The sequence below is a fragment of the Streptomyces sp. NPDC046931 genome (assembly GCF_040644655.1).
GTDB lineage: Bacteria > Actinomycetota > Actinomycetes > Streptomycetales > Streptomycetaceae > Streptomyces.
In genome coordinates this window covers 36,837-62,773 of sequence record NZ_JBEYWX010000028.1, presented here as the reverse complement: position 1 = coordinate 62,773, position 25,937 = coordinate 36,837, and the positions used below count along the sequence as shown (strand labels likewise).

The 25,937-nt window shown below is 70.7% G+C and carries 22 protein-coding genes; 6 read left to right on the top strand and 16 right to left on the bottom strand.

The genetic code is table 11. The features are described 5' to 3' along the window. Positions 1–52 precede the first annotated feature (52 nt). Complete coding sequence (locus tag ABZ876_RS33160; RefSeq protein ID WP_361788821.1) at positions 53–502, top strand: nitroreductase family deazaflavin-dependent oxidoreductase; 450 nt, start codon at positions 53–55, stop codon at positions 500–502. Here ABZ876_RS33160 and ABZ876_RS33155 read toward each other — a convergent pair. After that, positions 486–1,724, bottom strand: coding sequence for a geranylgeranyl reductase family protein (locus ABZ876_RS33155; protein ID WP_361788820.1), 1,239 nt, complete (start codon positions 1,722–1,724; stop codon positions 486–488). The two genes, ABZ876_RS33160 and ABZ876_RS33155, sit on opposite strands and share 17 nt — an antisense overlap. Positions 1,725–1,933: 209 nt before the next feature. Here ABZ876_RS33155 and ABZ876_RS33150 point away from each other — a divergent pair, with 209 nt between their 5' ends. Together ABZ876_RS33150 and ABZ876_RS33145 are read left to right on the top strand one after the other, a co-directional pair. Continuing rightward, a complete protein-coding gene (locus ABZ876_RS33150; protein ID WP_361788819.1) occupies positions 1,934–3,289 on the top strand; it encodes a dipeptidase in 1,356 nt (451 codons plus the stop codon). Between the two features lie 62 nt (positions 3,290–3,351). Beyond that, complete coding sequence (locus ABZ876_RS33145; protein WP_361788818.1) at positions 3,352–4,068, top strand: MBL fold metallo-hydrolase; 717 nt, start codon at positions 3,352–3,354, stop codon at positions 4,066–4,068. Positions 4,069–4,085: 17 nt separating this feature from the next. Here the strand turns inward: ABZ876_RS33145 and ABZ876_RS33140 are convergent, their stop codons facing one another. The 8 genes from ABZ876_RS33140 to ABZ876_RS33105 form a co-directional block, all read right to left on the bottom strand. Next, complete coding sequence (locus tag ABZ876_RS33140; RefSeq protein WP_361788817.1) at positions 4,086–5,126, bottom strand: NUDIX domain-containing protein; 1,041 nt, start codon at positions 5,124–5,126, stop codon at positions 4,086–4,088. 579 nt (positions 5,127–5,705) lie between these two features. Beyond that, positions 5,706–5,900: a hypothetical protein gene (locus ABZ876_RS33135; RefSeq protein ID WP_361788816.1), complete on the bottom strand. Its 195-nt coding sequence runs from the start codon at positions 5,898–5,900 to the stop codon at positions 5,706–5,708. Between the two features lie 48 nt (positions 5,901–5,948). Then, entirely contained in the window at positions 5,949–10,229 is a 4,281-nt protein-coding gene (locus ABZ876_RS33130; protein WP_361788815.1) for a TIR domain-containing protein, read from the bottom strand. A 73-nt stretch (positions 10,230–10,302) separates the two neighbouring features. Further along, positions 10,303–11,007, bottom strand: a complete 705-nt coding sequence (locus ABZ876_RS33125; RefSeq protein ID WP_361788814.1) for a hypothetical protein — start codon at positions 11,005–11,007, stop codon at positions 10,303–10,305. After that, the gene (locus ABZ876_RS33120) at positions 11,007–11,825 is read right to left on the bottom strand and encodes a hypothetical protein (RefSeq protein ID WP_361788813.1); all 819 of its coding nucleotides are present in this window, start codon (positions 11,823–11,825) and stop codon (positions 11,007–11,009) included. Before ABZ876_RS33120 ends, ABZ876_RS33125 begins: the two co-directional genes overlap by 1 nt. Continuing rightward, positions 11,822–12,973, bottom strand: coding sequence for a hypothetical protein (locus ABZ876_RS33115; RefSeq protein ID WP_361788812.1), 1,152 nt, complete (start codon positions 12,971–12,973; stop codon positions 11,822–11,824). The genes ABZ876_RS33120 and ABZ876_RS33115 overlap by 4 nt, the downstream gene beginning before the upstream one ends. Then, positions 12,970–15,258: a hypothetical protein gene (locus ABZ876_RS33110; protein WP_361788811.1), complete on the bottom strand. Its 2,289-nt coding sequence runs from the start codon at positions 15,256–15,258 to the stop codon at positions 12,970–12,972. The genes ABZ876_RS33115 and ABZ876_RS33110 overlap by 4 nt, the downstream gene beginning before the upstream one ends. 340 nt (positions 15,259–15,598) lie before the next feature. Next, entirely contained in the window at positions 15,599–16,558 is a 960-nt protein-coding gene (locus ABZ876_RS33105; protein WP_361788852.1) for an ROK family protein, read from the bottom strand. Between the two features lie 232 nt (positions 16,559–16,790). On the opposite strand from ABZ876_RS33105, the gene ABZ876_RS33100 reads away from it, so the two are divergent. Further along, positions 16,791–17,867, top strand: coding sequence for a LacI family DNA-binding transcriptional regulator (locus tag ABZ876_RS33100; RefSeq protein ID WP_361788810.1), 1,077 nt, complete (start codon positions 16,791–16,793; stop codon positions 17,865–17,867). A 95-nt stretch (positions 17,868–17,962) separates the two neighbouring features. On the opposite strand, the gene ABZ876_RS33095 is transcribed toward ABZ876_RS33100, so the two are convergent. Then, on the bottom strand, positions 17,963–19,267 hold the full coding sequence (locus tag ABZ876_RS33095; protein WP_361788809.1) for an aldolase/citrate lyase family protein: 1,305 nt from the start codon (positions 19,265–19,267) through the stop codon (positions 17,963–17,965). Positions 19,268–19,510: 243 nt separating this feature from the next. Between ABZ876_RS33095 and ABZ876_RS33090 the strand changes: the two genes are divergently transcribed. Then, on the top strand, positions 19,511–20,416 hold the full coding sequence (locus ABZ876_RS33090) for an endonuclease/exonuclease/phosphatase family protein (RefSeq protein ID WP_361788808.1): 906 nt from the start codon (positions 19,511–19,513) through the stop codon (positions 20,414–20,416). Positions 20,417–20,472: 56 nt separating this feature from the next. On the opposite strand, the gene ABZ876_RS33085 is transcribed toward ABZ876_RS33090, so the two are convergent. The 4 genes from ABZ876_RS33085 to ABZ876_RS33070 all read right to left on the bottom strand — a co-directional run bounded on the left by ABZ876_RS33085 (position 20,473) and on the right by ABZ876_RS33070 (position 23,603). Next, entirely contained in the window at positions 20,473–21,435 is a 963-nt protein-coding gene (locus tag ABZ876_RS33085; protein ID WP_361788807.1) for an electron transfer flavoprotein subunit alpha/FixB family protein, read from the bottom strand. A 54-nt stretch (positions 21,436–21,489) separates the two neighbouring features. Next, positions 21,490–22,275, bottom strand: coding sequence for an electron transfer flavoprotein subunit beta/FixA family protein (locus ABZ876_RS33080; RefSeq protein ID WP_234515268.1), 786 nt, complete (start codon positions 22,273–22,275; stop codon positions 21,490–21,492). A 194-nt stretch (positions 22,276–22,469) separates the two neighbouring features. After that, positions 22,470–22,979, bottom strand: coding sequence for a flavin reductase family protein (locus tag ABZ876_RS33075; RefSeq protein WP_361788806.1), 510 nt, complete (start codon positions 22,977–22,979; stop codon positions 22,470–22,472). Between the two features lie 252 nt (positions 22,980–23,231). Further along, positions 23,232–23,603, bottom strand: coding sequence for a thioredoxin family protein (locus ABZ876_RS33070; protein WP_361788805.1), 372 nt, complete (start codon positions 23,601–23,603; stop codon positions 23,232–23,234). 235 nt (positions 23,604–23,838) lie between these two features. On the opposite strand from ABZ876_RS33070, the gene ABZ876_RS33065 reads away from it, so the two are divergent. Further along, entirely contained in the window at positions 23,839–24,567 is a 729-nt protein-coding gene (locus tag ABZ876_RS33065) for a lysophospholipid acyltransferase family protein (protein WP_361788804.1), read from the top strand. Between the two features lie 6 nt (positions 24,568–24,573). Here ABZ876_RS33065 and ABZ876_RS33060 read toward each other — a convergent pair whose 3' ends face one another. Both ABZ876_RS33060 and ABZ876_RS33055 read right to left on the bottom strand, forming a co-directional pair. Further along, on the bottom strand, positions 24,574–25,266 hold the full coding sequence (locus ABZ876_RS33060; RefSeq protein WP_361788803.1) for a phenylalanine--tRNA ligase beta subunit-related protein: 693 nt from the start codon (positions 25,264–25,266) through the stop codon (positions 24,574–24,576). An 8-nt stretch (positions 25,267–25,274) separates the two neighbouring features. Further along, positions 25,275–25,868, bottom strand: a complete 594-nt coding sequence (locus ABZ876_RS33055) for a transglutaminase family protein (RefSeq protein ID WP_361788802.1) — start codon at positions 25,866–25,868, stop codon at positions 25,275–25,277. Between the last annotated feature and the right edge of the window lie 69 nt (positions 25,869–25,937).

The following is a 25,937-nucleotide window of genomic DNA, read 5'->3' as shown; positions in this document are numbered from 1 at the left end:
ACGCTCACAATTTCCGCCCCCGTTTCCACCTCTCCGCCCCTGGAGGACGGCCATGTCCACGCACGTCCGCAAGCCCGGCTGGTTCACCGTCAACGTCTTCAACCGCGCAGTGGCCTGGGTGACCCGCCGCGGCATCAGCGTCTGGGGCTCCCGGGTCCTGGCGGTCCGCGGCCGCAAGAGCGGCGAGTGGCGCACGACCCCCGTGAACCTGCTGACCGTGGACGGACAGCAGTACCTGGTGGCTCCCCGGGGCCATGTCCAGTGGACCCACAACATGCGCGCGGCCGGCGGCGGCGAACTGCGTCTGGGCAAGAACGTGGACGTGTTCACAGCCACCGAGGTCACCGACGACGACAAGGTTCCGCTGCTGCGCGCCTACCTCAAGCGCTGGAAGGCGGAGGTCGGGGTGTTCTTCGACGGGGTCGGCCCCGAATCCCCGGACGAGGAGCTGCGCCGGATCGCCCCCGACCACCCGGTCTTCCACGTCACGCTCGGGAACTGACCTCGCCCTCCACGGGCCCCCGGTCCAGCGCGGTCAGGGCGCGCTGGGCGATCGGGCGGGCGCGGACCATCTCCGCCAGGGAGGAGGACCCCTGGGTGATGTCCTTGAACGCCTTCCACGCGGGGCGGAAGCCGGTCAGTGCCGCGTGAAAGAGACCGGGCCGCCGTTCGAACACCGTGAGCAGCCGCTTGCCGACACTCATCTCGACACCCAGACCGGCCTTGATCGCGAACGCGTAGTTCAGGGCCTGGCGCCGCGTGTCCACGGCATCGTGCGCCTCGGCGATCCGGACCGCCCACTCCCCGGCGAGCCGCCCCGACCGCAGCGCGAACGAGATGCCCTCACGTGTCCACGGCTCCAGCAGCCCCGCCGCATCCCCGCACACCAGCACCCGCCCCCGCGACAGCGGCGAGTCGTCGGCACGGCAGCGGGTCAAGTGCCCGGAGGAGATGCTCGGTTCGAAGCCGGCGAGCCCGAGCCGGGCGACGAAGTCCTCCAAGTACCTCTTGGTGGCGGCGCCTTCACCGCGCCGGGAGATCACACCGACCGTGAGCGTGTCGCCCTTGGGGAAGACCCAGCCGTAGCTTCCGGGCATGGGTCCCCAGTCGATGAGCACCCGCCCCTTCCAGTCCTCGGCGACGGTCTCCGGCACCGGGATCTCCGCCTCCAGGCCCAGGTCCACCTGGTCGAGCTTCACCCCGACATGGGCCCCTATCCGGCTGGCGCTCCCGTCCGCGCCCACCACGGCACGCGTCAGCAGCGTCTCGCCGCCCTGGAGCACGACGGCGACCGTGCGCCGGTCGGGCACCGCGGAGCCGTGCTGCTCGACCCGGGAAACCGTCACGCCCGTCCGCAGCTCCGCGCCGGCCTTCTGCGCGTGTTCGACGAGCTGTCGGTCGAACTCGGGACGGTTGACCAGCCCGAACAGCATCCGCTTGGAGCGGCGGGTGCGGGTGAAGCGGCCGTTGTTCGAGAAGGTGACCGCATACACCCGGTCACGCAGCGGCAGCTCGAAGCCGGGCGGCAGGGCGTCGCGCGAGGGGCCGATGATGCCCCCGCCGCAGGTCTTGTAACGGGGGAGCTCCGCCTTCTCCAGCAGCAGCACGCTGCGCCCCGCGACGGCCGCCGCGTAGGCGGCCGAGGCTCCCGCGGGCCCCGCGCCCACCACGACGACGTCCCACACCCGCTGCACGCCGTCCGCCGAAGAGTTCTCGCTGCTCACGATGGTCTACTGCTCCCGATCAAGCCGACTGCCGCACCTGTCCCCCGCATCCTACGGCGGCGTCGTCGCAGGCCGCTGTGGCAGGATCGGCGGCGTACGTGCACTGCACACCGGTACGCGCGGGCCCCCGCGCGATCACCCGTGCGCAGAACCACACCCCTACACAGCAGTACCCATCGGTGCCACGTAGCACCTCAAGGAGCGTTTCCATGTCGTCGAACCCGGTCGCCGAGACCATCGCCTCACTGATGCCCAGGGCGAAGGAAGAGCTCACCGAACTGGTGGCCTTCAAGTCGGTGGCGGACTTCGGCCAGTTCCCGAAGAGCGAGAGCGAGGGCGCCGCGAGCTGGATCGCCCAGGCACTGCTCGCCGAGGGCTTCCAGGACGTGGCACTGCTGGACACCCCGGACGGCACGCAGTCGGTGTACGGGTATCTTCCGGGCCCCGAGGGAGCGAAGACCGTTCTCCTCTACGCCCACTACGACGTACAGCCTCCGCTCGACGAGGACGGCTGGACCACACCGCCCTTCGAGCTGACCGAGCGCGACGGCCGGTGGTACGGGCGTGGCGCCGCCGACTGCAAGGGCGGCGTCATCATGCACCTGCTGGCGCTGCGCGCGCTGCGGGCGAACGGCGGCGTGCCCGTCCATGTGAAGGTCATCGCGGAGGGCTCCGAGGAGCAGGGCACGGGCGGTCTGGAGCGGTACGCCGAGGAGCACCCCGAGCTGCTGGCGGCCGACACCATCGTCGTCGGCGACGCGGGCAACTTCCGGGCCGGTCAGCCGACCGTCACCATCACCCTGCGCGGCATGACCCTGGTCCGCGTCCGGATCGACACGCTGCAGGGCAATCTGCACTCGGGCCAGTTCGGCGGCGCGGCCCCGGACGCGCTCGCCGCGCTGATCCGCGTCCTGGACTCGCTGCGTTCCGAGGACGGCTCGACGACCGTCGACGGGCTCACGGGCGATTCCGGCTGGGAGGGCCTGCGGTACGAAGAGGAGCAGTTCCGCAAGGACGCCAAGGTGATCGACGGTGTGCAGCTGATCGGCTCCGGTCCGGTCGCCGACCGCGTCTGGGGCCGCCCCGCCGTGACCGTCCTCGGCATCGACTGCCCGCCGGTCGTGGGTGCGACCCCGTCCGTGCAGGCGAGTGCCCGCGCGCTGATCAGCCTGCGGGTACCCCCGGGTGTGGAGGCGGCCGAGGCGACGAAGCTGCTCCAGGCCCACCTGGAGGCCCATACGCCATGGGGCGCCCGGGTGCAGACGGAGCAGATCGGACAGGGGCAGGCATTCCGGGCGGACCCTTCCGGGGCGGCGTACTCCGCGATGGCCGAGGCGATGGCGGTCGCATACCCGGGCCGGCAGATGCAGTACGCGGGCCAGGGCGGTTCCATCCCGCTGTGCAACACCCTCGCGTCGCTGTATCCGCAGGCCGAGATACTCCTCATCGGCCTGAGCGAGCCGGAGGCGAAGATCCACGCGGTCGACGAGAGCGTGTCCCCAGAGGAGTTGGAGCGTCTGTCGGTCGCCGAGGCCCTGTTCCTGCGCAACTACGCGGCGAGCTGAGCGGCTCTGCCCACGGCAGAGGGCCCTCGCCGAGGGGCGGGGCCCTCTCTACGGTCGTCCCCATGGACGTCATCGAACTCCTGCCGCGTGTGCATCTGCTGCGCTTCCCGGTAGGTCAGGCCTATCTCTGGTGCGACGACGACGGGTTGACGCTGATCGATGCCGGCCCGAAGGGCTCCGGTGCGGCGATCGCCCAGGCGATCACGACCCTGGGGCGGGACCCCTCGCAGGTGCGGCGGATCGTGCTGACCCATTACCACGAGGACCACGCGGGCGGGGCGGGCGAGATCGCCGCGCACAGCGGCGCGGACGTGTTCGCTCATCACGGCGACGCGCCGGTCGTCCGGGGCCGGGTTCCCGGCCCGCCGCCGGTCTTCGAGGACTGGGAGCGTCCGCTTCACGCGGCGGCCGCCGCGCTCCTGCCCCCGGGCGACCCCCTCCGCCCGGACCGCGTCCGCGACCTGTCGGACGGCGACGTCCTCGATTTCGGCGGTGGCGCCCGGGTCGTCCACGTCCCCGGTCACACGCACGGCAGCATCGCGCTCCATCTCCCGGACCAGGGCCTGCTGTTCACGGGCGACGCGGTCTCGGCGTCGCCCGTCGACGGCGGCGTACTGCTCGGTGTGTTCAACCTCGACCGGGACCGGGCCGTGCACTCGTTCCACCGTCTCGCGGCACTCGATGTGGAGGTGGCCTGTTTCGGGCACGGTGACCCGGTCCTCCGACGGGCCGGGGACGCGCTGTGCAAGGCGGCGGACAGGTACGACGCCCCGCGCTGAGGACACGGCACGGCTCGTCAGCCGACCGGGACGCCCGCCTCCAGGTACAACGCCGCGCCGCGTTCCCGGGCCCGCAGTGCCCAGCGGAGGCGTTCATAGCGCACGGGCGGAAGAAGATCGGCCGCTTCCGCCTCCGTGACGAACCGCCAGGCACGCAGCTCGGGGCCGGGCAGCAGCACGCGCTCCGCTTCGGCGCCGTCGAGGCGGCCGCCGTCGAAGAGGAGGCGCAGTCCGCCGTAGCCGGGGGGCGCGGGGCACTCCCAGTCGACGACAAGGAGCCGGGGAACCTCCTCGAGCGTGATCCCGGTCTCCTCGGCGACCTCACGGACGCCCGCGCGGGCAGGGGCCTCACCGGGCTCGACGACACCGCCGGGGAACTCCCAGCCGGCCTTGTAGGTGGGGTCGACGAGCAGCACACGGTCCTGTTCGTCGAAAAGGAGCACACCGGCGGCGAGGGTCTCGGAGGTGGGCTCGGGGGTCTGCACGATGTCGCTGACGGGCGCATCACCGGTGCGCACGGCCTCGGCGATCCGCAGGGCGCTCTCGTACGGGGTGAGTGTGCTGGTGTCGACAGGGTGGGCGTCGGCGGCGAGCCAGGCGGCGAGGGCGGTGCGGTAGGGCTCGATGTGGTCGTAGGACCACTGGCGGATCCGTATCTCGCCGTCGGGCAGTTCGGGTGGCACCTCCCGGCCGGCTATCCGCTCGCGCAGGATCGTTTCCGCCGGTGCGAGCAGGACATGACACACGGAGATGCGCCTGGCGGCGAGGCCGCCGAAGATCTCGTCGCGGTACTCCTGGCGCAGCAGGGTCATGGGAACCACGAGGACACCGCCGAGTTCGGCGAGCATGGCCGCCGCGGTGTCGATCACGAGCCGCCTCCAGATCGGAAGGTCCTGGAAGTCGCCGACCTCGGCGAGACGCTTGGGCGGCAGCAGGTGCGTGAGCGCTGCGCCGATGACCTCCGGATCGAAGAGCGTGCTGTTCGGGATCAGCTCGATCACTTCCCGTGCGGTGGTCGTCTTCCCCGCACCGAACGCGCCGTTGATCCAGACGATCATTCATACTCCAGGACGGAAAGGCCGCTGAACGGCGGCGGTCATCTGACAAGAGATCATCTGGGAGAGGCGTGGGAAATGGCGCCACCCACAGTCCCGCCCCCACTACTTCCTTCTCCCACACGCCCTGCAGATACTCCACGATCCGCCCCTCCATGGCGACCGTCACTTCCCTGTGGACACGCCCCACGGCCGGCGGCGGCAAGCTCCTTTGTGCCGCCCCGGATCGGGTACCCATGGTTACGGTCGACGTGAGTAGCCAACAGCGGCTTACCGGCCATCGAGACGAAGGCCCAAGGGCCCCGAGGGGAGGCGAGGAGCGCCTCATGGACCTCATGTGGCGACGGCGGCATCACGTGTGTTCTCCACCAGCCGTACTCCGACGCCGCGAGAACCGCTTGACCGTATGCGGACGCGAGGACAGGTCGGTCATCCCGGCGTCGCGATCCACACCGAACCGGAAGGCTCTCACCTGTTCAAGAGTCCACGGCACCAGGGCCGTCGATGCGCGCTCGGATCGCATGCCGCGGCGCCGATGCCCCTGCCGTCCAGGGGCGCCGGCGCCGCGTCTTCGGCTCCCCCTCAGCCGTTCTGTCCCAGGACGCCGTCGTCCGTGGCGAGGCCGTCCTGGTCGATCGTGTGGTCGACCGTGCTCAGGGTGTCCTTGACGTTCAGATCACCGACCGCGTCGCGGTCGGCCGCGTGGGAGGGCGTGACCGCCGCCACGACGAAGCCGGTGGCAAGGGAGGCGAGGGCGAGCATGCTGCGCTTCTTCATGACCGGTTCAACTGCTCCCACCGGCCACAGGTCACGCCCCTCGGCCGGTCAGTACCGCGGGGCCCAGTCCAGCAGTTCCGGCCAACCGCCCAGGGAACCCTCCGCCCTCCCGTGGAGGTAGTTGCTGCCCCTCATGCTCTCCCGCAGCGAGGCGGGCGTGGTCTCCTCGCGGAACAGCACGTCGAGCCAGGCCGGTTTGGGCTTGAGCTGGGCCGCGGCGGACACCACGGGTGTGCAGAAGGCCGGTTCACACAGCATGCGCCGTATCCAGCGTTCCTGGTCGACCGGTGCCAGCCGGGTGCACAGGTCCCCCAGGAAGACCGCCCAGGGCCGAGCGATGTCGCGCTTCCACTTCACGTTCGCGGGCTGGACCCGGTGCATGGCCTCCACGACCGTCGCCGTCAGGCGGGCCGCCTCCACGGGGTCCTCGGAGACGAGGCGTTCCATGAGGAACCCCAGGGACCGGAAGATCTCACTCACCGTCCCGCTGCCGAGATTCGACCGCACGTCGTACCCGGCGCGCTCGGCAAGGCAGAGCGCGAAGGCGACGATGCCGTCGGCGCGGTGGAGTGCTCCGAGATGGGCGTGCGCCTGGGTCAGCAGCATGCGGGCCTTGGACTCATGGCTGATGACCTGCTCGGTCGCCCGGGACGGCGGCTGGGACCGTGCCGCCCGGCCCGCCTTGAGCAGCGGTCTGAGGGCACGCAGCAGCACCGCGGGAGCATTCGTGTCCCAGACGCGGGCCGGCACGGTCACCGTGGCCAGTTCCAGGAGGGCGTTGCGCAGATCCTGTGCCGCCGCGGCCTCCCAGGCCCGTACGATCTCGTCGGTCGTCGGGTGCTCGTCGAAGCCGAGTTCCAGGTGCACCTTCCAGAGGATGAAGCCGTGCCGGCGGATGTCCGGCAGCCGGTCGGCGACAAGACGGTGCCGGTACTCGATCAGTGCCCGACGGTGCGAGGGCGAGAGCCATTCCCGGACCGGAAGGGCGCCGTCCGCGTCGGACCGCACGGCCTTGGCCATGTCCCCCAGCGTCTGGTGGAGCACCTCCGGGCGTGCCGCGGTCCGCGCGTAGACGATCAGGTGGTCGACCAGTTCGGGGTGGTGGGGCACCGCGTACTGCAGCCGGCCCACCATGTTCTCCAGCGCGGCGCGCCCCTGCCTCGTGCCGCGCTGCGTCTCCTGGACCTCCCGGTCGCCGACGAGGGCGGCGAGAGCGGTGCGTGCCTCGGCGTGTCCGGCGGTGGCGGCTGAGATGAGGAACGAGCTCAGGCCCGTGTTGCTCAGCCACAGGGACCGCTCAGGGTCGGCCGGCCCGGGCCGCGCCTCGGGCAGCAGTGTCAGGAGGGTCTTCGCGGGCAGCCGCGCCTCCTGCAGGGCGTTGCGCCACAGCCATCTGTCGTCCTTGCCGCCCAGCGGTGCGTTCTCCTCGCACGGCAGGGCCCGCAGTGCCCGCGCGCAGCGTCGGCGCGCCTCGAGGGTGAGGGGGTCCTCGCTCTCCGGCGCGGTGTCCGTGCCACCGACGGTGGTACGCGGGTCCTGCCGGAAACGCTTCGCCCGCCCGATGAGCGACTCCGTCAGCACGCCGTAGCACACGGCCAGTTGGTGTGCCGGGTCGCGGGTGGACAGGACCATGTCCAGGTAGTCGGCCGGATCGACGGCGAGTCCGCTCAGTACGGCAGCCGTGTGCATACGCAGCGTCGTCCGCAGCGCCAGTACGTTCGTGCGGCGCCGGCGCCCGTCCACCGCCGCCCCACGCGCGTCGAGCCCGAGCCATCTGCGCAGTTCCGGGAAGACCTCCTCCGCCCTCGGGGCGCTGTTGAGGAAGAAACTGCCGAATGCCCGCTCGAAGGGCACGGTGTCCTGTTTATCCGGACGGAGGTCTTCGAGGCTCTCCATGAAGGTCTTGACGGATGTCCGGACGAGGCGTGGCGGAAGCGGCCAGCGGGCCATCCGCACCAGCAGGTCGGTCAGCAGGGCGAGCCTGCCGGTGGTCACGGCCGTCCGCCAGAACTCGGCGGCCAGAGCGACGGCGCGTTCCTGATTGGCCGGCACTACGGCGTCAAGCAGCCGAAAGGCCACTCTGTCGTTGTGATGAAGCTCGTCGGCGGGCAACGAGTGCAGCCATTCGAAGCAGCCGTGGCTCCGGGTGAACGCCTCGACGGCCACGGCGTCCTGGGTCGCGAGCCGCAGCAGCGCCTCGATCACGCCCTTCCTGACCCGTTTTCTGTCCCGCTCACCCGCCCACAGCAGGGCCAGGTCGTCCAGCGGCCGGCGGAGGTCCGGGTGGGTCACGGACGGCAGCAGCCGCAGGAACCGGTCGATCAACGGGGTGTCGGCGCGCTTCAGCGCGCGCGGCGCGTTCTCGCGCACCAGCGGGCCGGGCTCCTTGAGCTTGGCGTAGACGCGCAGCCCCATACCCAGCAGAGCGGGGTCGTCGGCGGCGAGCCAGTCGGCGAGTGCCGCATCGGCCCGGTCCTTCGAGAAGGTCTCACCACCCGCTTCGGGAAGCCGTCCGGCCATCAGCAGGACCTCGCCGGCCACCTCGCCGAAGTAGAGGTCCGCCGGGTCGCGGGCGACCCGCCTCATCAGACCGTCGACGGCCGAGCTGCCGCAGGCGAGCACCCCCCGGGCCGCCGCGTGCTCGAAGAACGTCTGGTGGAAGAACCAGAGGTACCCGGTCTGCTCCCGGATGGAGAGCACTCCCCGGGAGCGCAGCGCCTCCACGGCTGACGGGACGTCGGGGCCGTCCGGTACCGCGGATCCCCGAGTGCGGGCCAGCTGGGCCTCGATCCCGTCCTCCAGCACGGCCCGCCGGGCATCGAGCCGGCTCGAGGCGAGGATCAGCCGCGCGGCGGCCCTGGCGTGCGGGGACAGGTCGGCCGAGGGGAGGGCGGTCGAGGTCCGCCAGGCCCGCTGGTCGCTGACCACCCGGCGTTTCCAGAACCGGTCGTACAGGTGAGGCGTGTCCACGTCCTCTTCGGGCACGGCGGGCGCGTACAGCTCGAACAGGAGGCGCAGCGCGAAGGGGTTGGCGCACACCTCCCGCAGCGCGCGGCCCAGCGAGGCGGCGTTCGTGACCCGGTCGACGACCTCTTCGGTCGACGCAGTCCCGTCCAGTCCGTCGTAGAAGCCGCGGGCGTAGCTGCGGACGGCCTCGGGCCACTCGTCGGCGTCGTAGGACGCGAGGACCCTGGTCCTGACGTCCACTCCCGCCCGTGCCGTGGCGTTGGTCAGGCGCTGGGACTCCACGGGGCGGCAGGTCAGGAGCGTGGGCAGGGCCAGGCGGTCGGCGGTGCGCACCACGTCGACGACGAGGGCGCAGGCGTCGTCACTGTGCATGAGCAGGTCGACGGTGTCGACCAGAAGAACCGTCGCGGGTTCCCGTCGGGCCGCCTGCTCGATGGCGCGGACGACCACCTCGGGCGCGAGAACGCCCCTGCGCCGGGCGGAGGAGCCGCCGTGCCGCGTCTCGTAGAGGCCGGACAGCAAACTGCTCGCCCGGATGAACAAGGGCCGCTGTCCCTGCTCGGTGAGGCGCCGGTGGATGCTCCAGACGAGGCTCGTCTTGCCGTAGCCGGCCTCGCCCACGACCGCCGTGCACCCTGGGCCCTCCAGGGCCGCGACGACGTCCTTCTCGATGGTGCGCCGGACATACAGCCCCTGGGAGAGCAGCAGTTCCCGGCCCAGGGGATGCAGTCCCACAATGTCGGCTTCGGCGGCAGCGGCCTGCGAGCTGTCCCATAACTCCGCCAACTCCGGTGGGTCGCCGCCCTGCCGGCCGCCCGGCGATGTGTCACGCGGCGGCAGCACCGGCCGGGCTCCGAGTTCGGGCTCGATCTCATACGGCTGCTCGAGCAGATAGCGCAGGAGTTCCTCGGCGCCTCCGCGGGCGAGGGGATCGACCAGGAAGGGCGGTACGGCGGCGGCCAGGAGGTAGTCGGGCAGGTCGTCCGGCGAGCCTCCCGGCAGCACAACGGTGAGGACGCGGCGGTGCCATGTGCGGGGGTGCCGGTACACATAGTTCTCGAGCAGGCCCGTCTCCCAGGCCACCCCTCGGCCGACCCCCGGTGCCTCGGTGCCTTCGGCCCTCCGTTTGTAGGCGGGGGAGGCGATCACCAGGACGAAGTCCGCCTCCTCGGCCTCCTTCAGCATCCACCTGGGCCAGTTCTGGCGCTGCTCGGCGGCCACGCGATCCAGCCGCGCGTCCACGTGGTTGTCCCGCAGCAGGAGATACAGTTCCCGCACCTGCTCGGCGTGGGCCCCGCCGTCGTCCTCGTGCGCGTAGGAGATGAACACCCTTGGCGCGTCGGATGATTCGCTACGCGTCATGAAGAGACCCTACCGGTCGGGATCTCCTTCCCGTGCCCCGCCAAGCGCCGGCCTCCCGGCGTCGACACGGCCCTCAAGACCGGTCGCGCCCAGAGGACAGGAGATTCCTGACCCGCTGCGCGGCCTGTACTTCCCGAGCGCCTTCCAGCAGGACGGAGAGTTCCTGCCCGGCTCGGACCATGCGGGAGCCGAGAGGAAGTCCGGACCCTTGGGCCCGGTGACATCCTTGGACGGCGTACTGGGCCGCCGCCGGGTCCTGGTCGGACAGCATCAGCAGGCGCGCGCGGGCCCACAGCAGTTCCGCGTGTGACAACGCGTCGGCAGGGTCCTCGCTCGAGGCCAGCTGGTGGCACAGGTGGATCACCTCCCCGAGTCTGGCCCCCGCGTGGCGGACGAGGCGCACGAGATGCCGACCGAGGTCGTCGGATTCGTAGACGGTGAAGGCCTCTCGGAACCACGTGACTGCATCGCTCAAGCCATTGACACTGAAGCGCAGGGGAACGCGCACTTCCGCGGAGGCATCGTTCACCCGGAAGACGAACTCCTCGCTGACCGAATCCCCGCTCCCCAGCGCATCGGCGGGCGACGCGAATTGGATGACGCGACCCTCGATGGAACGCTCGCCCCGGGGGAGGTACAGAGAACCCTCCACCATGGGGAGCAGTACACGGACGTCGAGTTCGTAGCGCCGTTTCGCGGCCCCCCGACGCGGAAGGGCGAATTCCAATGTGTAGGGCCGGCGGTCCTGAGCGCGGAACACGGCGTCCAGCTCGTCCATCAGAGATGCCGGATCAGCCACCACACTCCCAGAGCCACGGCCAGAGCCACGGCCACTGCCCCCAGCGCCGGCAGAACCCGGCGTTTCGTTCCATCCCGGGCGGTGCCGTCCCGGCGCTTCGCCGGGATTCCGCCTTTTCCCAGTTGTTCGACCCCCTCCAGGTCACCCTCGTGGAGAAGGGCGGCCACCTCGCCGGACAACGCGGACGCCGCGCGCCGCGCGCCGTCGACGGTGAGCAGAGCGTGCGTGGTGAAGGCGTATCCGGTGTGCTCCTCGGCCAGAAGGAGCCGGGCGCGCGCCATGAAGGCCTCGGCCGCCGTCACGTCGTGGACGCTGCCCGCCCACGACCCGGGGATGTCCTTCCCCGCGTTGTGCGCTTCCGACTCCTCGGCGGCTTGTCTGAGCGTGGCGAGCAACCGGTGTTCGACGTCATCGTGCGCACCCGTCATGAGCGCGTCCACGAGGTCCCCCGGAAAGGCGCCGTCCAGGGCGTCACCCAGACGGGTCCGCTCTTCGTCGTCCAGTCCGCACCGCACCATCCACAGGGCGAGTCCATGCTCGTGGTGGGCGTCCTCCACCACCACCGTGTGCCGGATGCGTGTGCCGAGCACATCGGTGCGCCGCGACGGGATGCCACTGATGAGCAGACTCGCGCCGCCCGCTTCGCTCCGGTGGACGATGACCTCCTCGCTCTCCAGGAAGACCCAAGGAGTGAGCGCGTCCCACCACGGCTCGTCCGGCGTCTCGCCGACAAAGGCGTAGTCCTTTTTCCGCATGGTGCCGCGGGTCATCAGATAGGCGCGCATCGGGCCGCTCACCACTCCTCCACTCGCTCGTCGGCGGGCTGCTGGGCCATGCGTTTCAGTACCGCTGTCAGCTCTTCCTGGTGCCGCGCGGCATCGGCCATGATCTGTTGGCTGGACAGACGGGTGTTCCTGTTGGCCAGCGCCTCCCCGAAGACGTAGTAGTCCAACGCCCCCCAGAACCCCTTGGTCTCCAGCTTGCGCCCCAGCGCCACCTCATAGACGCCCCTGGCCGTGTCCGCTCGCCGCTGCTCGGCGGCGTCCTGGCCGGAGACCACGCATCGGCACAGCTCCCGCATGACGGTGGCGGCGGCCTTGGGCCGCACTTCGGGCGGAATCTCCCGGAATCGGTAATGCCCGCGAAAATCCAGGGTCCGGTCGCCGTCGTCGTCCACCTCGACCCATTCCGCCTCCATGAGGTCCACACAGCCGTAGGTGTCGATGGGCGAGTAGACCACCCGTACGTTGCGGTCCTTCGCCTCCTCGTGGACGACACCGACGATCGTCTTGTACTTTTCCCGGACGAGTTGCCGCAGTCTTGCCGCTTCTCGCCCTTTGCCCCCGTTGTCATCGAAGTACTTTTCGCATTTCAGCGGCGCGAGAAGGAGTACGGCCGGCTCGTCACGGTGCTCGGGCCGGTTGCGGGCGCGTGCCCATTTCCGGGCAGAGGCCTCTACGTCCTCAAGACCTAGCAGGTCCGCCACCGCCCGGCGCTGCGCCGGAGTCACCGCCTCCATCAGTACGGCGGCGTCCACGGGGACCAGCAGCATCAGGCTTTCGGTGATGTGCCTCTCGCACTCGGCCCAGCTCTCCTTGGCCTGGGTGACGCGGGCACGCACGGCAGGGTCGAGCCAGCCGCCCGGGTAGTCGAGGATGCTGAACGGGATGCCCGGCCTGCTGTCCCCGAATGCCTGGAGGCTCACTTGATACAGGGCCTTCTCCTGGCTGCCCCTCAGGGACGCCGCGTCGAACTCGCGTGCTTCGATGGCCCGCCGGAGTTCCTTGCGGTTCCTGCGGACCCGCAACTCGGTGGTCTCGTCCAGGACGAGACTGATTCCGCTACCGGCCAGCATGGATTCCGTCTCGGCCAGGACGGCGGTGAGCAAGGTCGTCTTCCCGACTCTGGACGGGCCCACCATGGACGCCTTGAACGACAGGGTCATCGCAGGCTCCCCTCTGCCGCGGGGTGCCGCGGATCCACGTCACCGATCAGGCGGCGCAACTCCGCCACCAGGCCGCGCACGCGGCGGACCTGAGCCGTCACCGCTTGGGGCCCGGCGCCGTCGGAGGGCCACATGCGGTCCTGGAACTGCGCGACGAGGCGTCTGAACTCCGTCTCGGACTGTTCGGAGCGCACGAAGGAGTCCTCGAACTGCTCGCCGTACGCGAACAACGCCTGGGCCGCGGTCGCCGGCTCACGGGCCAGGACCGCTTGAGCGTCGTAGGCGGCCTGCCGGGCCAGTTGGGTGATCCTCTCCAGCAGGAGTTCGGCGCCCTCGGCCGTGCGGGGCACCGCGAGCAAGGTGGTCGGGCCGTCCGCGCCCGCCGGATCGTCCGGTTCGGGGAGGAGCACGTCGAGGGCACGACGCAGATGGGGCAGCACCCGAGTGTGGTAGTCGAGCCGTACGTCCAGCGCGGAGTCGAGCGTCCCGGCGAGCACCGGGCAGGGGTCGTACGCGTCGTGCAGGACACGGGCAAGGGCCTGCAGGAAGTCCTGCGGCCGAACGGTGTCCGCGTCGTGGGAGTCACGGGCGAGGAGCGCCAGCTTGGAGCCCAATGCATCGACCAGGCCCGCCCAGTATTCCTCCCGACGCTGCGTCAGCACGTCGTCCACGGCCGCGAAGCGGCGTGCCATCTCGACCCGCACCCGGTTGAGCTCCATGGATGCGAAGGGCAGCGACGCCCGGTCCACACGCAGGCGGTTCAGCGCCCGTTCTCGCCACGCCTCGACGCCTTCGCCGAAGCCGTCGAGCGCCCAGGAGCGGACGTCCTCGTGCACTTCCGCGACGCGCTCGAGGAACTCGGTGTCGTCGAAGTCGTCCGCGGTACGAGCCCTGAGGGTGTCGACCCATGCCTGGAGCGAAGCCGCCACTTCCTCACGCAGTCGTTCGGCGCGGTTGATCGTCTGTTCCGCCGATGTGGGCACCGCCAGGGTCCGCAGTACGGCGGTCCAGGCGGCCAGTTCCTTCGCGATCACGTCCGTGCGTTCGCGGCACACCGCGATCGCGTCCGCGATGACCGCCTCGTCCATGCGCGGCAGAGCGGTCGCCAGGTGCTCCAGAACCGGTCGCAGCACCCGGTCCCGTACCGCGTCGCGGTCGGCGCCGTCCTCGAGCACCACCCAGTAACCGCGATGCCTCTCGTTCCCGTTGAGCCGTTGCGTCAGGTCGTCGGAAAGGGCGCGGACGTTCTCGGGAAGACACATACCCGTGTTGACCAGGATCATGGTGAAGTCCCGTACGTCCGCGACGGTGCAGACACTTCCGATGAGCTGAAGGGCGCGGGCGTCCTCCTCCGCCCACATGGCGTTGGTGTCGGTCGGCCGCTTGACGACGATGACGAAGTCGACGTCGTTGCGCAGGCCGTCGAGATGGTGTGCCTCGGCCTCGGGGACCAGTTCGCCGAGTCCGGGCATGTCCACCAGACCCAGCGCTGTCACTTCGTCGATCGGGAAGGCACAGGTGATCGCCGCGTCCCGGACGGCAAGGTACGGCCGCTTCACCGGCGGCGCCGCACCACCCTCCGGATAGGCCACCCACTCCCTGATGTCCGACAGGTCCACCGTCCGGACCTCGCCGGTCAGACAGTGCCGGTAGGTGCCGAGTGCCTCCTGTGCCTCACGGACACGGGCCAGCATCGGGGCCAGCCGGGGCTGGTCAGCCTTGCCCGCTGCGTCAGCGGGCGGCGGATAGTCGTAGCGCGCGAAGGCCGACAGGTCACCTGGTGCGGGATGGAGGCCCAGTTCGGCGTGATAAGGAGCGATCACTTCCCTGAGGAACGACCCCTCGGTGTGCATCGTCAGCAGTGCGCCGCGGTCGGTGGCCGAGTGGTAGATCCGGCTGCGCACGGCGGTGACCGGCTGGCCGCGGCCACTGGGAATCTGCTGGTCGTCGAGCCCGGACAGCGACTGGAGCACCGTGCTCTTGCCGTTGCGGGCACGGCCGCTCACCCCGATGTTGACGGTGTTGCGACCCACCCTGCCGCGCACCCCGGCCAGCACGTCCAGGCAGTCCTGCACCGCTCGCTCGATCGCCTCCGTGTCGAGCGAATCCAGGGCGGCGTGGGCCGGCCCCCGTGGACCGGCCGGGCCGGCACTCCTGGTCGCGGCACTCAGTTCCCGGACCAGTTGCCGCATCCGGGTCCACCGGTCCAGTTGCTCGTCGACGACAGGCAGATGCTCCCGCCGCCGACGCAGCACGGCATCGAGACTTTCCTTGATATCGCTCACGGACGAGCCGCCCCCCTATACGCAACCCGTGTACGCGCGTACGTCCCCACAGGCGCACAGGCTCCATGCCCCCACAGCATGGCCGTGATCGCCGGATTGCGCCCCGAGACGGCCACCGTAGGAGACGCGCCGGGCCGGCCGCAGCCAAATCGATGCCCTACCGCCGAAGACAGCCAATCCGGTCACAAAGAGCGAAATTCAGCACTGAAGAAGAATTAACTCAGTTAGTAAACCGCCAAACAACGGGCGGCAGCGGTCAAGTTCGGTCACACCGGCCGTGCGAGGCGGCTTGTCGGCACCCGCCGCACCTGTGCGCTCGGGGCCGCGCGCGGGCGGGGCGTCAGGTCGCGAGGCCCGCCGCCGGCACGCTGCTTCGGCCCCTCAGGGCCGCCGCGGCCGCGCCCACGAGTCCCGCGTCCGTGCCCATCAAGGCGGGCGTGACGGCCAGACCTTGCACGAAGGAGAGCGTGGCGTAGTCGGAAAGGGCCCTGCGCAGGGGCGTGAAGAGGACCTCGCCCGCGTTGCCCACTCCCCCGCCGATGACCGCGATGTCGATCTCCACCAGCGTCGCGGTCGCGGCGATCCCGGCCGCCAGCGCCTGCGCGGCCCGTTCGAAGGAGGCCACGGCCACCAGGTCGCCCTGACGCGCGGCTGCGGCCACCGCGGCGGCCGAGGTGTCGCCGTCCGGGCCCGGCCGCCAGCCGCCCTCCAGGGCGCGGCGCGCGATGTTCGGTCCGCTCGCGATGCGTTCCACACACCCGCGCGAACCGCAGGGGCACGGATCTCCGTCCAGGTCGACACTGATGTGCCCGATGTGGCCCGCGTTGCCGGTCGGGCCCGGGTGCAGCCGTCCGCCCAGGACGAGACCGCCACCGACTCCGGTCGACACCACCATGCAGAGCGCGTTGTCATGGCCGCGGGCCGCGCCCTGCCAGTGCTCGGCGGCCGTGATGGCCACACCGTCGCCGATCAGCTCGACGGGCAGGCCGCCCGTCGCCGACCGGACCCGCTCGACGAGCGGATACCCGCGCCAGCCCGGCACGTTGACCGGGCTCACCGTGCCCGCGGAGGCGTCCACCGGGCCCGCGCTGCCGATCCCGACGGCACGCGCCCTGCACCAGAGCGGGGAGAGCGTCAGCTCCGCGATCACGTCCGCCACGGCGCCCATCACGGTGTCGCCGTCCTCCTGCGCGGGCGTCGCGCGCTGCGCGCGCAGCAGGATCCGGCCGTGGCCGTCCACCAGCGCCCCGGCGATCTTGGTGCCGCCGATGTCGAGGGCGGCCACGAGGTCGGTGTGCATCAGTGTCAGCTCTCCCAAAGCTTGAGTCGTACCGGAGTGGTGCCGGACCGGACGCACCGCGGTGGTCACCGCGGGGTCCGGGCCTCCGGCCGGGTACGGGCAGGAGGCGCCCCTGGGGGAAGGCGCAGGCCGGAGATTGCGGTGGACAGTGTCTCCCGCATCTGACAACGTTGTCCAGGCTCTATGCTCGACGCCACATCCTCATACAACCCCATGGACCGACGCACCCCCCGTGGACGACAGGACAGGACAGCGCATCGTGCCCGAGACCGCCCGCAGAGGAGACCGCGTGTCCGGAACCCGCTACGGCAATCGCCCGACCATGAAGGACGTGGCAGCGCGAGCCGGAGTCGGTCTGAAGACGGTCTCCCGTGTCGTCAACGGCGAGCCCGGCGTCACCCCGGACACCGAGCGCCGGGTCCAGGAGGCCATCGAGGCGCTGGGCTTCCGGCGCAACGACAGCGCACGGGTTCTGCGCAAGGGCCGTACCGCGAGCATCGGCCTGGTTCTCGAGGATCTCGCGGACCCGTTCTACGGACCGCTGAGCCGGGCGGTCGAGGAGGTCGCCCGAGCCCATGGCGCCCTGCTGATCAACGGCTCCAGCGCCGAGGACCCGGAGCGCGAGCAGGAGTTGGTGCTGGCGCTGTGCGCGCGCCGGGTGGACGGCCTGGTCGTCATCCCGGCCGGTGACGACCACCGCTACCTGGAGCCCGAGCTCAGGGCGGGCGTCGCCACGGTGTTCGTGGACCGTCCGGCCGGGAGGATCGACGCGGACGTGGTGCTGTCCGACAGCTTCGGCGGCGCTCGTGACGGGGTGGCCCATCTCATCGCACACGGCCACCGGCGGATCGGCTTCGTCGGTGACATGCCGCGCATCCACACCGCGGCGGAGCGGCTGCGCGGCTACCGGGCCGCCATGGAGGAGGCCGGGATACCCGTCGAGCGTTCCTGGATGTCCCTCGGCGTCACCGACCCCGAACGGGTGCGCCGGGCCGCCGAGGAGATGCTCTCCGGTCCGGCCCCCGTCACCGCGATCTTCGCGGGCAACAACCGGGTGACGGTCACCGTCGTGCGCGTCCTGGCCGAGCACCGCCGTCCGGTCGCCCTGGTCGGCTTCGACGACTTCGAGCTGGCCGATCTCCTCAAGCCCGGCGTCACGGTCGTCGCCCAGGACGCCGCCGCCCTCGGCCGTACGGCCGCCGAGCGGCTCTTCCGCCAGCTCGACGGCACACTCGTCACCCCTGAACGCATCGAACTCCCGACCCGCCTGATCACCCGCGGCTCCGGGGAGCTGCCGCCCGCGGACTGACGGGCGGCGCACGAGCGACGGCACCCCGCCGACATGGGCGAGACGGTGCCGGTGGTCGAGTGTGAGCCCACCGAGCCCGGACCCCTCTCGCGGTCCTACGGGGCCGATGCCGTCAGGCCGCCCCGTCGCGGCATCGCGAAACCCTCCAGATCCGCTCGGGTCAGGCCGGTGGCCCGGGCGACCTCGGCCGTGTCGAGCGCGCCGCAGTCCAGCCCGCGCAGCAGATACCCGCTCAGCGCCTTCGCGGTCGCCGGCTCGTCCATGACGTCGCCGCCTGCCCGGCCCACGTACCGGACCAGCCGCGCCGCCGCCTGTTCGAAGCCCTCGCGATAGAAGGCGAAGACGGCCGCGTACCGGGTCGGGAGGTGGCCGGGATGCATGTCCCAGCCCTGGTGGTAGGCGCGGGCCAGCGCCCGCCGGGTGAGCCTGTAGTGCAGCCGCCAGGCCTCGTGCACCTTCTCGCTCGGGCCGACCGGCAGGACGTTGGTGGAGCCGTCGCAGACGCGTACCCCGGTGCCCGCGGCCGCGACCTGCATGACCGCCTTGGCGTGGTCGGCGGCCGGGTGGTCACTGGCCTGGTAGGCGGCGGACACGCCGAGACAGGCGCTGTAGTCGAAGGTGCCGTAGTGCAGCCCGGTGGCGCGTCCTTCGGCGGCCTGGATCATCCGCGCGACGGTGGCCGTGCCGTCGGCGGCGAGGATGGCCTGGCTGGTCTCGATCTGGATCTCGAACCCGATACGTCCGGGCTCGAGCCCGTGCGCCTTCTCGAACTCCTCCAGGACCCGCACCAGCGCGGTGACCTGCTCCGGGTAGGTGACCTTGGGCAGGGTGAGCACGAGGCCCCGGGGCAGGCCGCCGGCCTCCATCAGGCCGGTCAGGAAGATGTCGAGCGTGCGGATGCCCCGGTCGCGTACCGGCGCCTCCATGCACTTCATGCGGATACCGGTGTACGGGGCCGCGGTGCCGTCACGGTGGGCCTGTGCGATCAGCCGTGCCGCACGGGCGGCCGCCTGGTCCTCCTCGGCGTCCGGCCGTGCCCCGTAGCCGTCCTCGAAGTCGACGCGCAGGTCTTCCACCGGTTCGCGCTCCAGCTTCGCGCGCACGCGGTCGTGGACGGGCTCGGCGAGGTCGTCGGCGAGGCCGAGCACGGTGGCCAGTGACGCGGCGTCCGGGGCGTGTTCGTCGAGGGCGGCCAGGGCCCGGGCGCCCCAGGAGCGGACGGTGTCGGCGGCGAAGGCGTCCCCCGGGACGTAGACCGTGTGGACGGGTTGACGCGTGCCCGGGTCACCGGGGTATCGGCGCTCCAGTTCGGCATCGACCGGGGCGAGAGAGGCGCTGATCTCCTCGTGGACGGCACTCCCGAGGCTTGTCGCCACCCGCTCCCGCTGACCCTGGCCCATCCCGAACCCTCCCACTTTCCGCCTCACGGAATCAACAATCCGTTGAACGAAGCTAGCCGCGGCACTTGCCGTGGGTCAACACCTTCCGGGCAGGGGCCGGCGCCCACCGGATACGCGAGGCGACCTCTCTCCTTCAGGTGGCACACTCCGCGCGCCTTTGCCGTGTTCACGCTCATCCCATGCGGCTCTGTCACACTACGGGGCGCAGGGCTCGTCCGGCACCCGCCACAGAAGGAGCCTCCCGTGCCCCACCTCAGTCGACTCACGCGCCGTCTGGGACTCAAGAGCGCCGTGGCGGCCGCAGCCGCCCTGCCCGCGTCCAGTGCGGCACTGTCCCCGCGGCGCGCCCAGGCCGCGGCCCGGCAAGACCGCCACCTCGAGGTCATGTCGTTCAATCTGCGGTACGCGAGCACCACCGAGCCCCACAGCTGGGCGGTCCGCCGCCCGGTGATGCGCGCGTTCCTGAGCCGCGAACGGCCGCATGTCATCGGCACCCAGGAGGGCCTCTACCAGCAGGTGCGCGACATCGCGGCGGACCTCGGGGCGGAGTACGCGTGGATCGGCACGGGCCGTGCGGGCGGCAGCCGCGACGAGTTCGTGGCCGTCTTCTACGACACGCGCCGGCTGACCCCGGTCGAGTACGACCACTTCTGGCTCTCCGAGACGCCCGATGTGATCGGCTCGAACACCTGGGGCGGCGCCTGCGTCCGCATGGTCACCTGGGTCCGCTTCCGCGACGCGCAGCCGCCTGCGCGGGAGTTCTACGTCCTCAACACCCACCTGGACAACAAGAGCCGGTACGCACGCACGCGTGCGGTGTCCCTCATCGCCGATCGCATCGCCGGACTGGACCGCTCGCTGCCGCTCGTGGTGACCGGCGACTTCAACGCGGCCGCCCACAAGGACCCCGTCTACGACACGCTGCTCGGCGCCGGGCTCGTGGACACCTGGGACACGGCGGTGGAGCGCACCGCGCCGTACGGCACGTTCCACGGTTACCGTCCGCCGCGGCCGTACGGCGATCGCATCGACTGGATCCTGGTCACGCCCGGTGTGACCGCGCACTGGGCATCGGTCAACACCTTCGCGCCGGACGGGCGTTTTCCCAGCGACCATCTGCCGGTGCAGGCGTCCCTGACCCTGGGATGAACGAGGCCCCCGGGACCGCGACGGCGGTCCCGGGGGCCTCGTACCCGCGAAGTCGCTCAGCCCTTGCGGGCCTTGACCTCCTCGGTCAGCTGCGGGACGACCTCGAACAGGTCGCCGACCACGCCGTAGTCGACCAGGTCGAAGATCGGGGCCTCGGCGTCCTTGTTGATCGCCACGATCGTCTTCGAGGTCTGCATACCGGCGCGGTGCTGGATCGCACCGGAGATACCGGAGGCGATGTACAGCTGCGGCGACACGCTCTTGCCGGTCTGGCCGACCTGGTTGGTGTGCGGGTACCAGCCCGCGTCGACGGCGGCACGCGAGGCACCGACGGCCGCGCCGAGGGAGTCGGCGAGCGCCTCGATGATCGCGAAGTTCTCCGCGCCGTTGACACCACGGCCACCGGAGACCACGATCGCGGCCTCGGTCAGCTCGGGGCGGCCCGTCGACTCACGCGGCGTACGGCCGGTGACCTTGGTACCGGTCGCCTTGTCGGAGAACGTCACCGCCAGCGCCTCGACGCTGCCGGCGGCCGGGGCGGCCTCCACGGCGGCCGAGTTCGGCTTGACCGTGATGACCGCGGTGCCCTTGGCGACACGGGACTTGGTGGTGAAGGAGGCGGCGAAGACCGACTGGGTGGCCACCGGGCCCTCCTCGCCGGCCTCCAGGTCGACGGCGTCGGTGATGATGCCGGAGCCGATGCGCAGCGCCAGACGGGCGGCGATCTCCTTGCCCTCCGCGGAGGACGGCACCAGGACGGCGGCCGGGGAGACGGCCTCGTAGGCGGCCTGGAGCGCGTCCACCTTCGGGACGACCAGGTAGTCGGCGTACTCGGAGGCGTCGTGGGTGAGCACCTTCACCGCGCCGTGCTCGGCGAGCGCGGCGGCCGTGTCGGCGGCTCCGTTGCCGAGGGCGACGGCGACCGGCTCGCCGATGCGCCGGGCCAGGGTCAGCAGCTCCAGCGTGGGCTTGCGGACGGCACCGTCCACGTGGTCGACGTAGACGAGAACTTCAGCCATGGGAATGGATCTCCTTGCGGATTGCGAAGTCAGGGGCGGTCAGGCTGAGGAGCCTTAGATGAACTTCTGGCTCGCGAGGAACTCAGCGAGCTGCTTGCCGCCCTCGCCCTCGTCCTTGACGATGGTGCCCGCGGTGCGCGCCGGGCGCTCGGCGACTGCCTGGACCGCGGTCCAGGCGTTCTCGAGACCGACCTCCTCGGCCTCGATGTCCAGGTCCGACAGGTCCCAGGACTCCACCGGCTTCTTCTTGGCCGCCATGATGCCCTTGAAGGACGGGTAGCGCGCCTCGCCCGACTGGTCGGTGACCGAGACGACGGCCGGCAGGGACGCCTCCAGCTGCTCCGAGGCGGCGTCGCCGTCACGGCGGCCCTTCACGGTGCCGTCCTCGACGGAGACCTCGGACAGCAGCGTCACCTGCGGCACGCCCAGGCGCTCGGCCAGCAGCGCCGGTACGACACCCATGGTGCCGTCGGTGGAGGCCATGCCGGAGATCACCAGGTCGTAGCCGGCCTTCTCGATGGCCTTGGCCAGCACCAGCGAGGTGCCGATGGCGTCGGTGCCGTGCAGGTCGTCGTCCTCGACGTGGATCGCCTTGTCGGCGCCCATCGACAGAGCCTTGCGCAGCGCGTCCTTGGCGTCCTCCGGGCCCACCGTCAGCACGGTGACCTCGGCGTCGTCGGCGTTCTCCGCGATCTGGAGCGCCTGCTCGACCGCATACTCGTCCAGCTCGGAGAGCAGACCGTCCACGTCGTCCCGGTCGACGGTCAGGTCATCGGCGAAGTGCCGGTCGCCAGTGGCGTCGGGCACGTACTTCACAGTGACAACGATCCTCAAGCTCACGCCGGCTCTCCTACTGCATCGTCATTTCTGGGCTGCCTTCTTGCAGGCAGCATAGGCGCCTGAAGCGGCCGATCCCGGTCGGGGCGACCCCGCGCTCCGAACGAGATATTACTCGTCAGTACACCCAGTACCTGCCCGCTAAGCAAGCGCTTTGAACTGTGACCTTGGCAACGCTGTGTAACCGGCCGGTAGGTTCAGTCACGCAGTCCGTTGAAGCGTCCCTGGTGGTAGAGCAGCGGACGTCCGGCGCCGGAGGGGTCACCGTGGACGACCTCGGCGAGGACGAGGCGGTGATCGCCGGCGGGCACCCGCGCCACCACTCGGCAGACGAGCCAGGCGAGCACGTCGTCCAGGACGGGGACTCCCATGGGGCCCTCTCGCCAGCTGGTGGATACGCCGAAGCGGTCGGCACCACTGCGGGCGAAGGTGCCGGCCAGAGCCTCCTGGTGCTCGCCGAGTATGTGCACGCCGACATGGCCGGCCTCGGAGACGGCGGGCCAGCTGGACGCACCGATGCCGATGCCGAACGAGACGAGGGGAGGCTCGGCCGAGACCGAGGTGAGGGAGGTGGCGGTGAAGCCGACCGGGCCGCCGTCTCCACGGGCGGTGATCACGGCGACCCCCGCCGCATGCCGGCGGAAGACCGCGCGCAGGAGGTCCGGAGAAGCTGTCCGAGCGGGGTCGAGGCCGGGCGTTGCCGTCATGGAGTTGTCCTTCTGCAAGTGACGTGGGGAGGATCCGTGGCTGCTCAGCAGGCCGGACAGCGGGCGCTCGCGGTGCGGGCCAGGTCCACGTGGACACGCTCGAAGAGAAGGAGTTCCGGGGGCATACGGTCAGACTGACGATAGGTGATGGGTGCAGTCAAGTGCGTCCCAGGATCCGCGAGATGCGTCACCGGCTTCCACACGGTCGCCTTCACCCGGTCCCGAGCGGCCCGGCACCCTCGGCCGACGGCATCACACGGCCTCGCCGAGGGCGGCGATCACGTCCGCTTTGCGGGGCTGCCCCGTCGCCCGCCGTACGATCCGGCCGTGCGCGTCCAGGACGAGCACGGTGGGCGTCTTGACGATGCCGAGGGCGCGGACGAGTTCGAGCCGCCGCTCGGCGTCGATCTCCACATGCGCGACCCCGGGCACCATCCCTGCGACCTCCGTGAGCACCCGCCGTGTGGCCCGGCAGGGAGCGCAGAAGGCGCTGGAGAACTGGACCAGCGTGGCCCGCCGGCCAAGCCCCTGGCCCAACTCGGCCGCGCCGAGCCGCCGTCCGTCGTTCCGCCCGCGCACTCTCACTCTCCCGCTCCGCCAGTCGCCCTCCGTTGCAGCGTTCACAGGACTGCAAGGATTCCCGGCTCCCCATCTTCGCCCCCGCGACCACGCGTGGCGGTCACGCGGAACAAGAGCATACGAAAAGCCCATGACGGGGCATTCGGCTGACGTGATGAGGATCTCGCCGCGCGCGGGCACCAGGACTGGCCCCGCAATCGTTCTTCGGGCACGATCTGCGAGACGCCGTAAACCTACGGCTGCGTAACTTCCCAGGCAGAGAGAAGGGTCCGCCCCGTCCATGGCTGAGCTCGTCTACCGTCCCGTCATCGGTCTCGCACTCACGATGTTCAAGGCATGGGATCTGAAGATCAACTGCAAGGGATCGGAGAACATCCCGCGCTCGGGCGGTGCAGTGCTGGTAAGCAATCACATCAGCTATCTCGACTTCGTCTTCAACGGCCTGGCGGCCCTGCCGCAGAAGCGCCTGGTGCGCTTCATGGCCAAGGAGTCCGTCTTCCGGCACCGGATCTCGGGCCCGCTGATGCGCGCCATGAAGCACATCCCGGTGGACCGCAAGCAGGGCGAGGCCGCGTACGCGCACGCACTGGACTCGCTGCGGTCGGGGGAAATCGTCGGGGTCTTCCCCGAGGCGACCATCTCGCAGTCGTTCACCCTGAAGAGCTTCAAGTCGGGCGCGGTGCGCCTGGCCCAGGACGCGGGTGTCCCGCTGGTCCCGATGGCGGTCTGGGGCACTCAGCGGCTGTGGACCAAGGGCCACCCGCGTAACTTCAAGCGCAGCCACATCCCGATCACGATCAGGGTCGGCGAGGCGTTCGAAGCCTCGCGGGACACCTACGCCGGCGCGCTCACCCGGCAACTGCGCGAGCGTGTGCAGGAGTTGCTGGAGGCCGCCCAGCGCGCCTACCCCGGGCGCGCCAAGGGCCCGGAGGACTCGTGGTGGATGCCGGCCCACCTCGGCGGTACGGCGCCGACCCAGGAGCAGCTGCGCGCCGCCGAGGCTCGCTGAGCCGGATCAGGCGGGGGCGTGCACCGTGATCCGCGCCCCGGGGCTGAACTTCTCCAGGAGTTCGGCCAGTTCGGTGCCGGCCCGCTCCACGTCGGCCATCGGCGTCGGCGCGAGGCTCTCCAGCAGAAAGACCGCGGAGGCCGACTCCTCGGTGAGCCGGGTGCGGGGCCCCTGGCGCCAGTTCCAGCGGCGGCAGGTCACACCCATCTCGTCACGCCACACCACCTCGCCCGGGTCCGGATGCTCGACGGTCTCCTCGCCGCCCGCGACGGTCACGAAATCCTCGTCGCCCGTGGCCCTGACAAGGTGCATGGCGCCCCGGACCCGATCGAGGTCCTCGCCGCCGACCGGGATCAGATGGGCCACGCTGACGGCGTTGTAGATGTCGACGAGCACATTGATCCTCGGCAGTCCGGCGTCCGACAGGGCTCGCCTGGCGAGCGCCTCGGCCGAGTTACGGGTGCGGGACGGCTTGGCGCCGAAGGCCGTGTACACCGCGCGCCAGGCCGCCATGTGCGGATCCTCGTGCGGGGCACGTCCGTCCAGTCGTACGGCGAGGCGGCGGGCCGCGTCGTCCAGCAGCGCGGACGTCTCCTGAACGCTGGGCCCGTTGACAAGTCCGTGGGCCTCGATCGCGAGGTGCGTGAAACCGGGCGCGAGGGCGCGCACCTCGGCGGACACGGTCGGGGAGGGAGTCATCGCCTGCCTCAGAGTGCGGTGGGCAGCGTCTTCCGGAGGGCCTCCCGGTCGGGGGCGGCTCGGAGCGCACGTAGCACGGCCGGGTGAGGTTCAGCATACAAGACGGGATAGTCCATCTCATTGGACTCCTCGTCGGGGGTCCAGGCCAGTCGCTCACCGTCGAGTCGGAACCGGGCGTCCACGCCCGGCTTGTTCCCGCGGGGATCCTGCCGGTGCCAGGCGCCGTGGAACCGCACGGCGACCAGACCGTGCACGGCATGACCGCCTTCGTCGTCATGCAGCAGCCGCTGATAGCACAGCGCCGCCGGGATGTCCTCGGCACGCAGCAGCGCGGCCAGGGCGTGCGCCTTGGCGTGGCAGATGCCGGTGCGGAGCCGGAGAACGTCGGAAGCACGCCAGGTGACACGCGGGTCGCCGCTGTCGGCGGAGTGCGGGATGGTGTCGCGCACGAACTCGTAGGCCGCCTGCGCATAGGCATACGAGTCAGCCACCTGTCCGGCCAGCCGGGCGGCTGCTTCGCGCACCACCGGATGATGGTGGTCGACGGCCTCGTCTGCGGCCAAGTAGGCGGACAGGTCGGTCGTTTGCTGGATCAGCTCCATGTTCGCAGAGCATAGGTATGCGACCGACCGGTAGTCAATGAACTTTCGATCGGTCGCATATCTATGCAT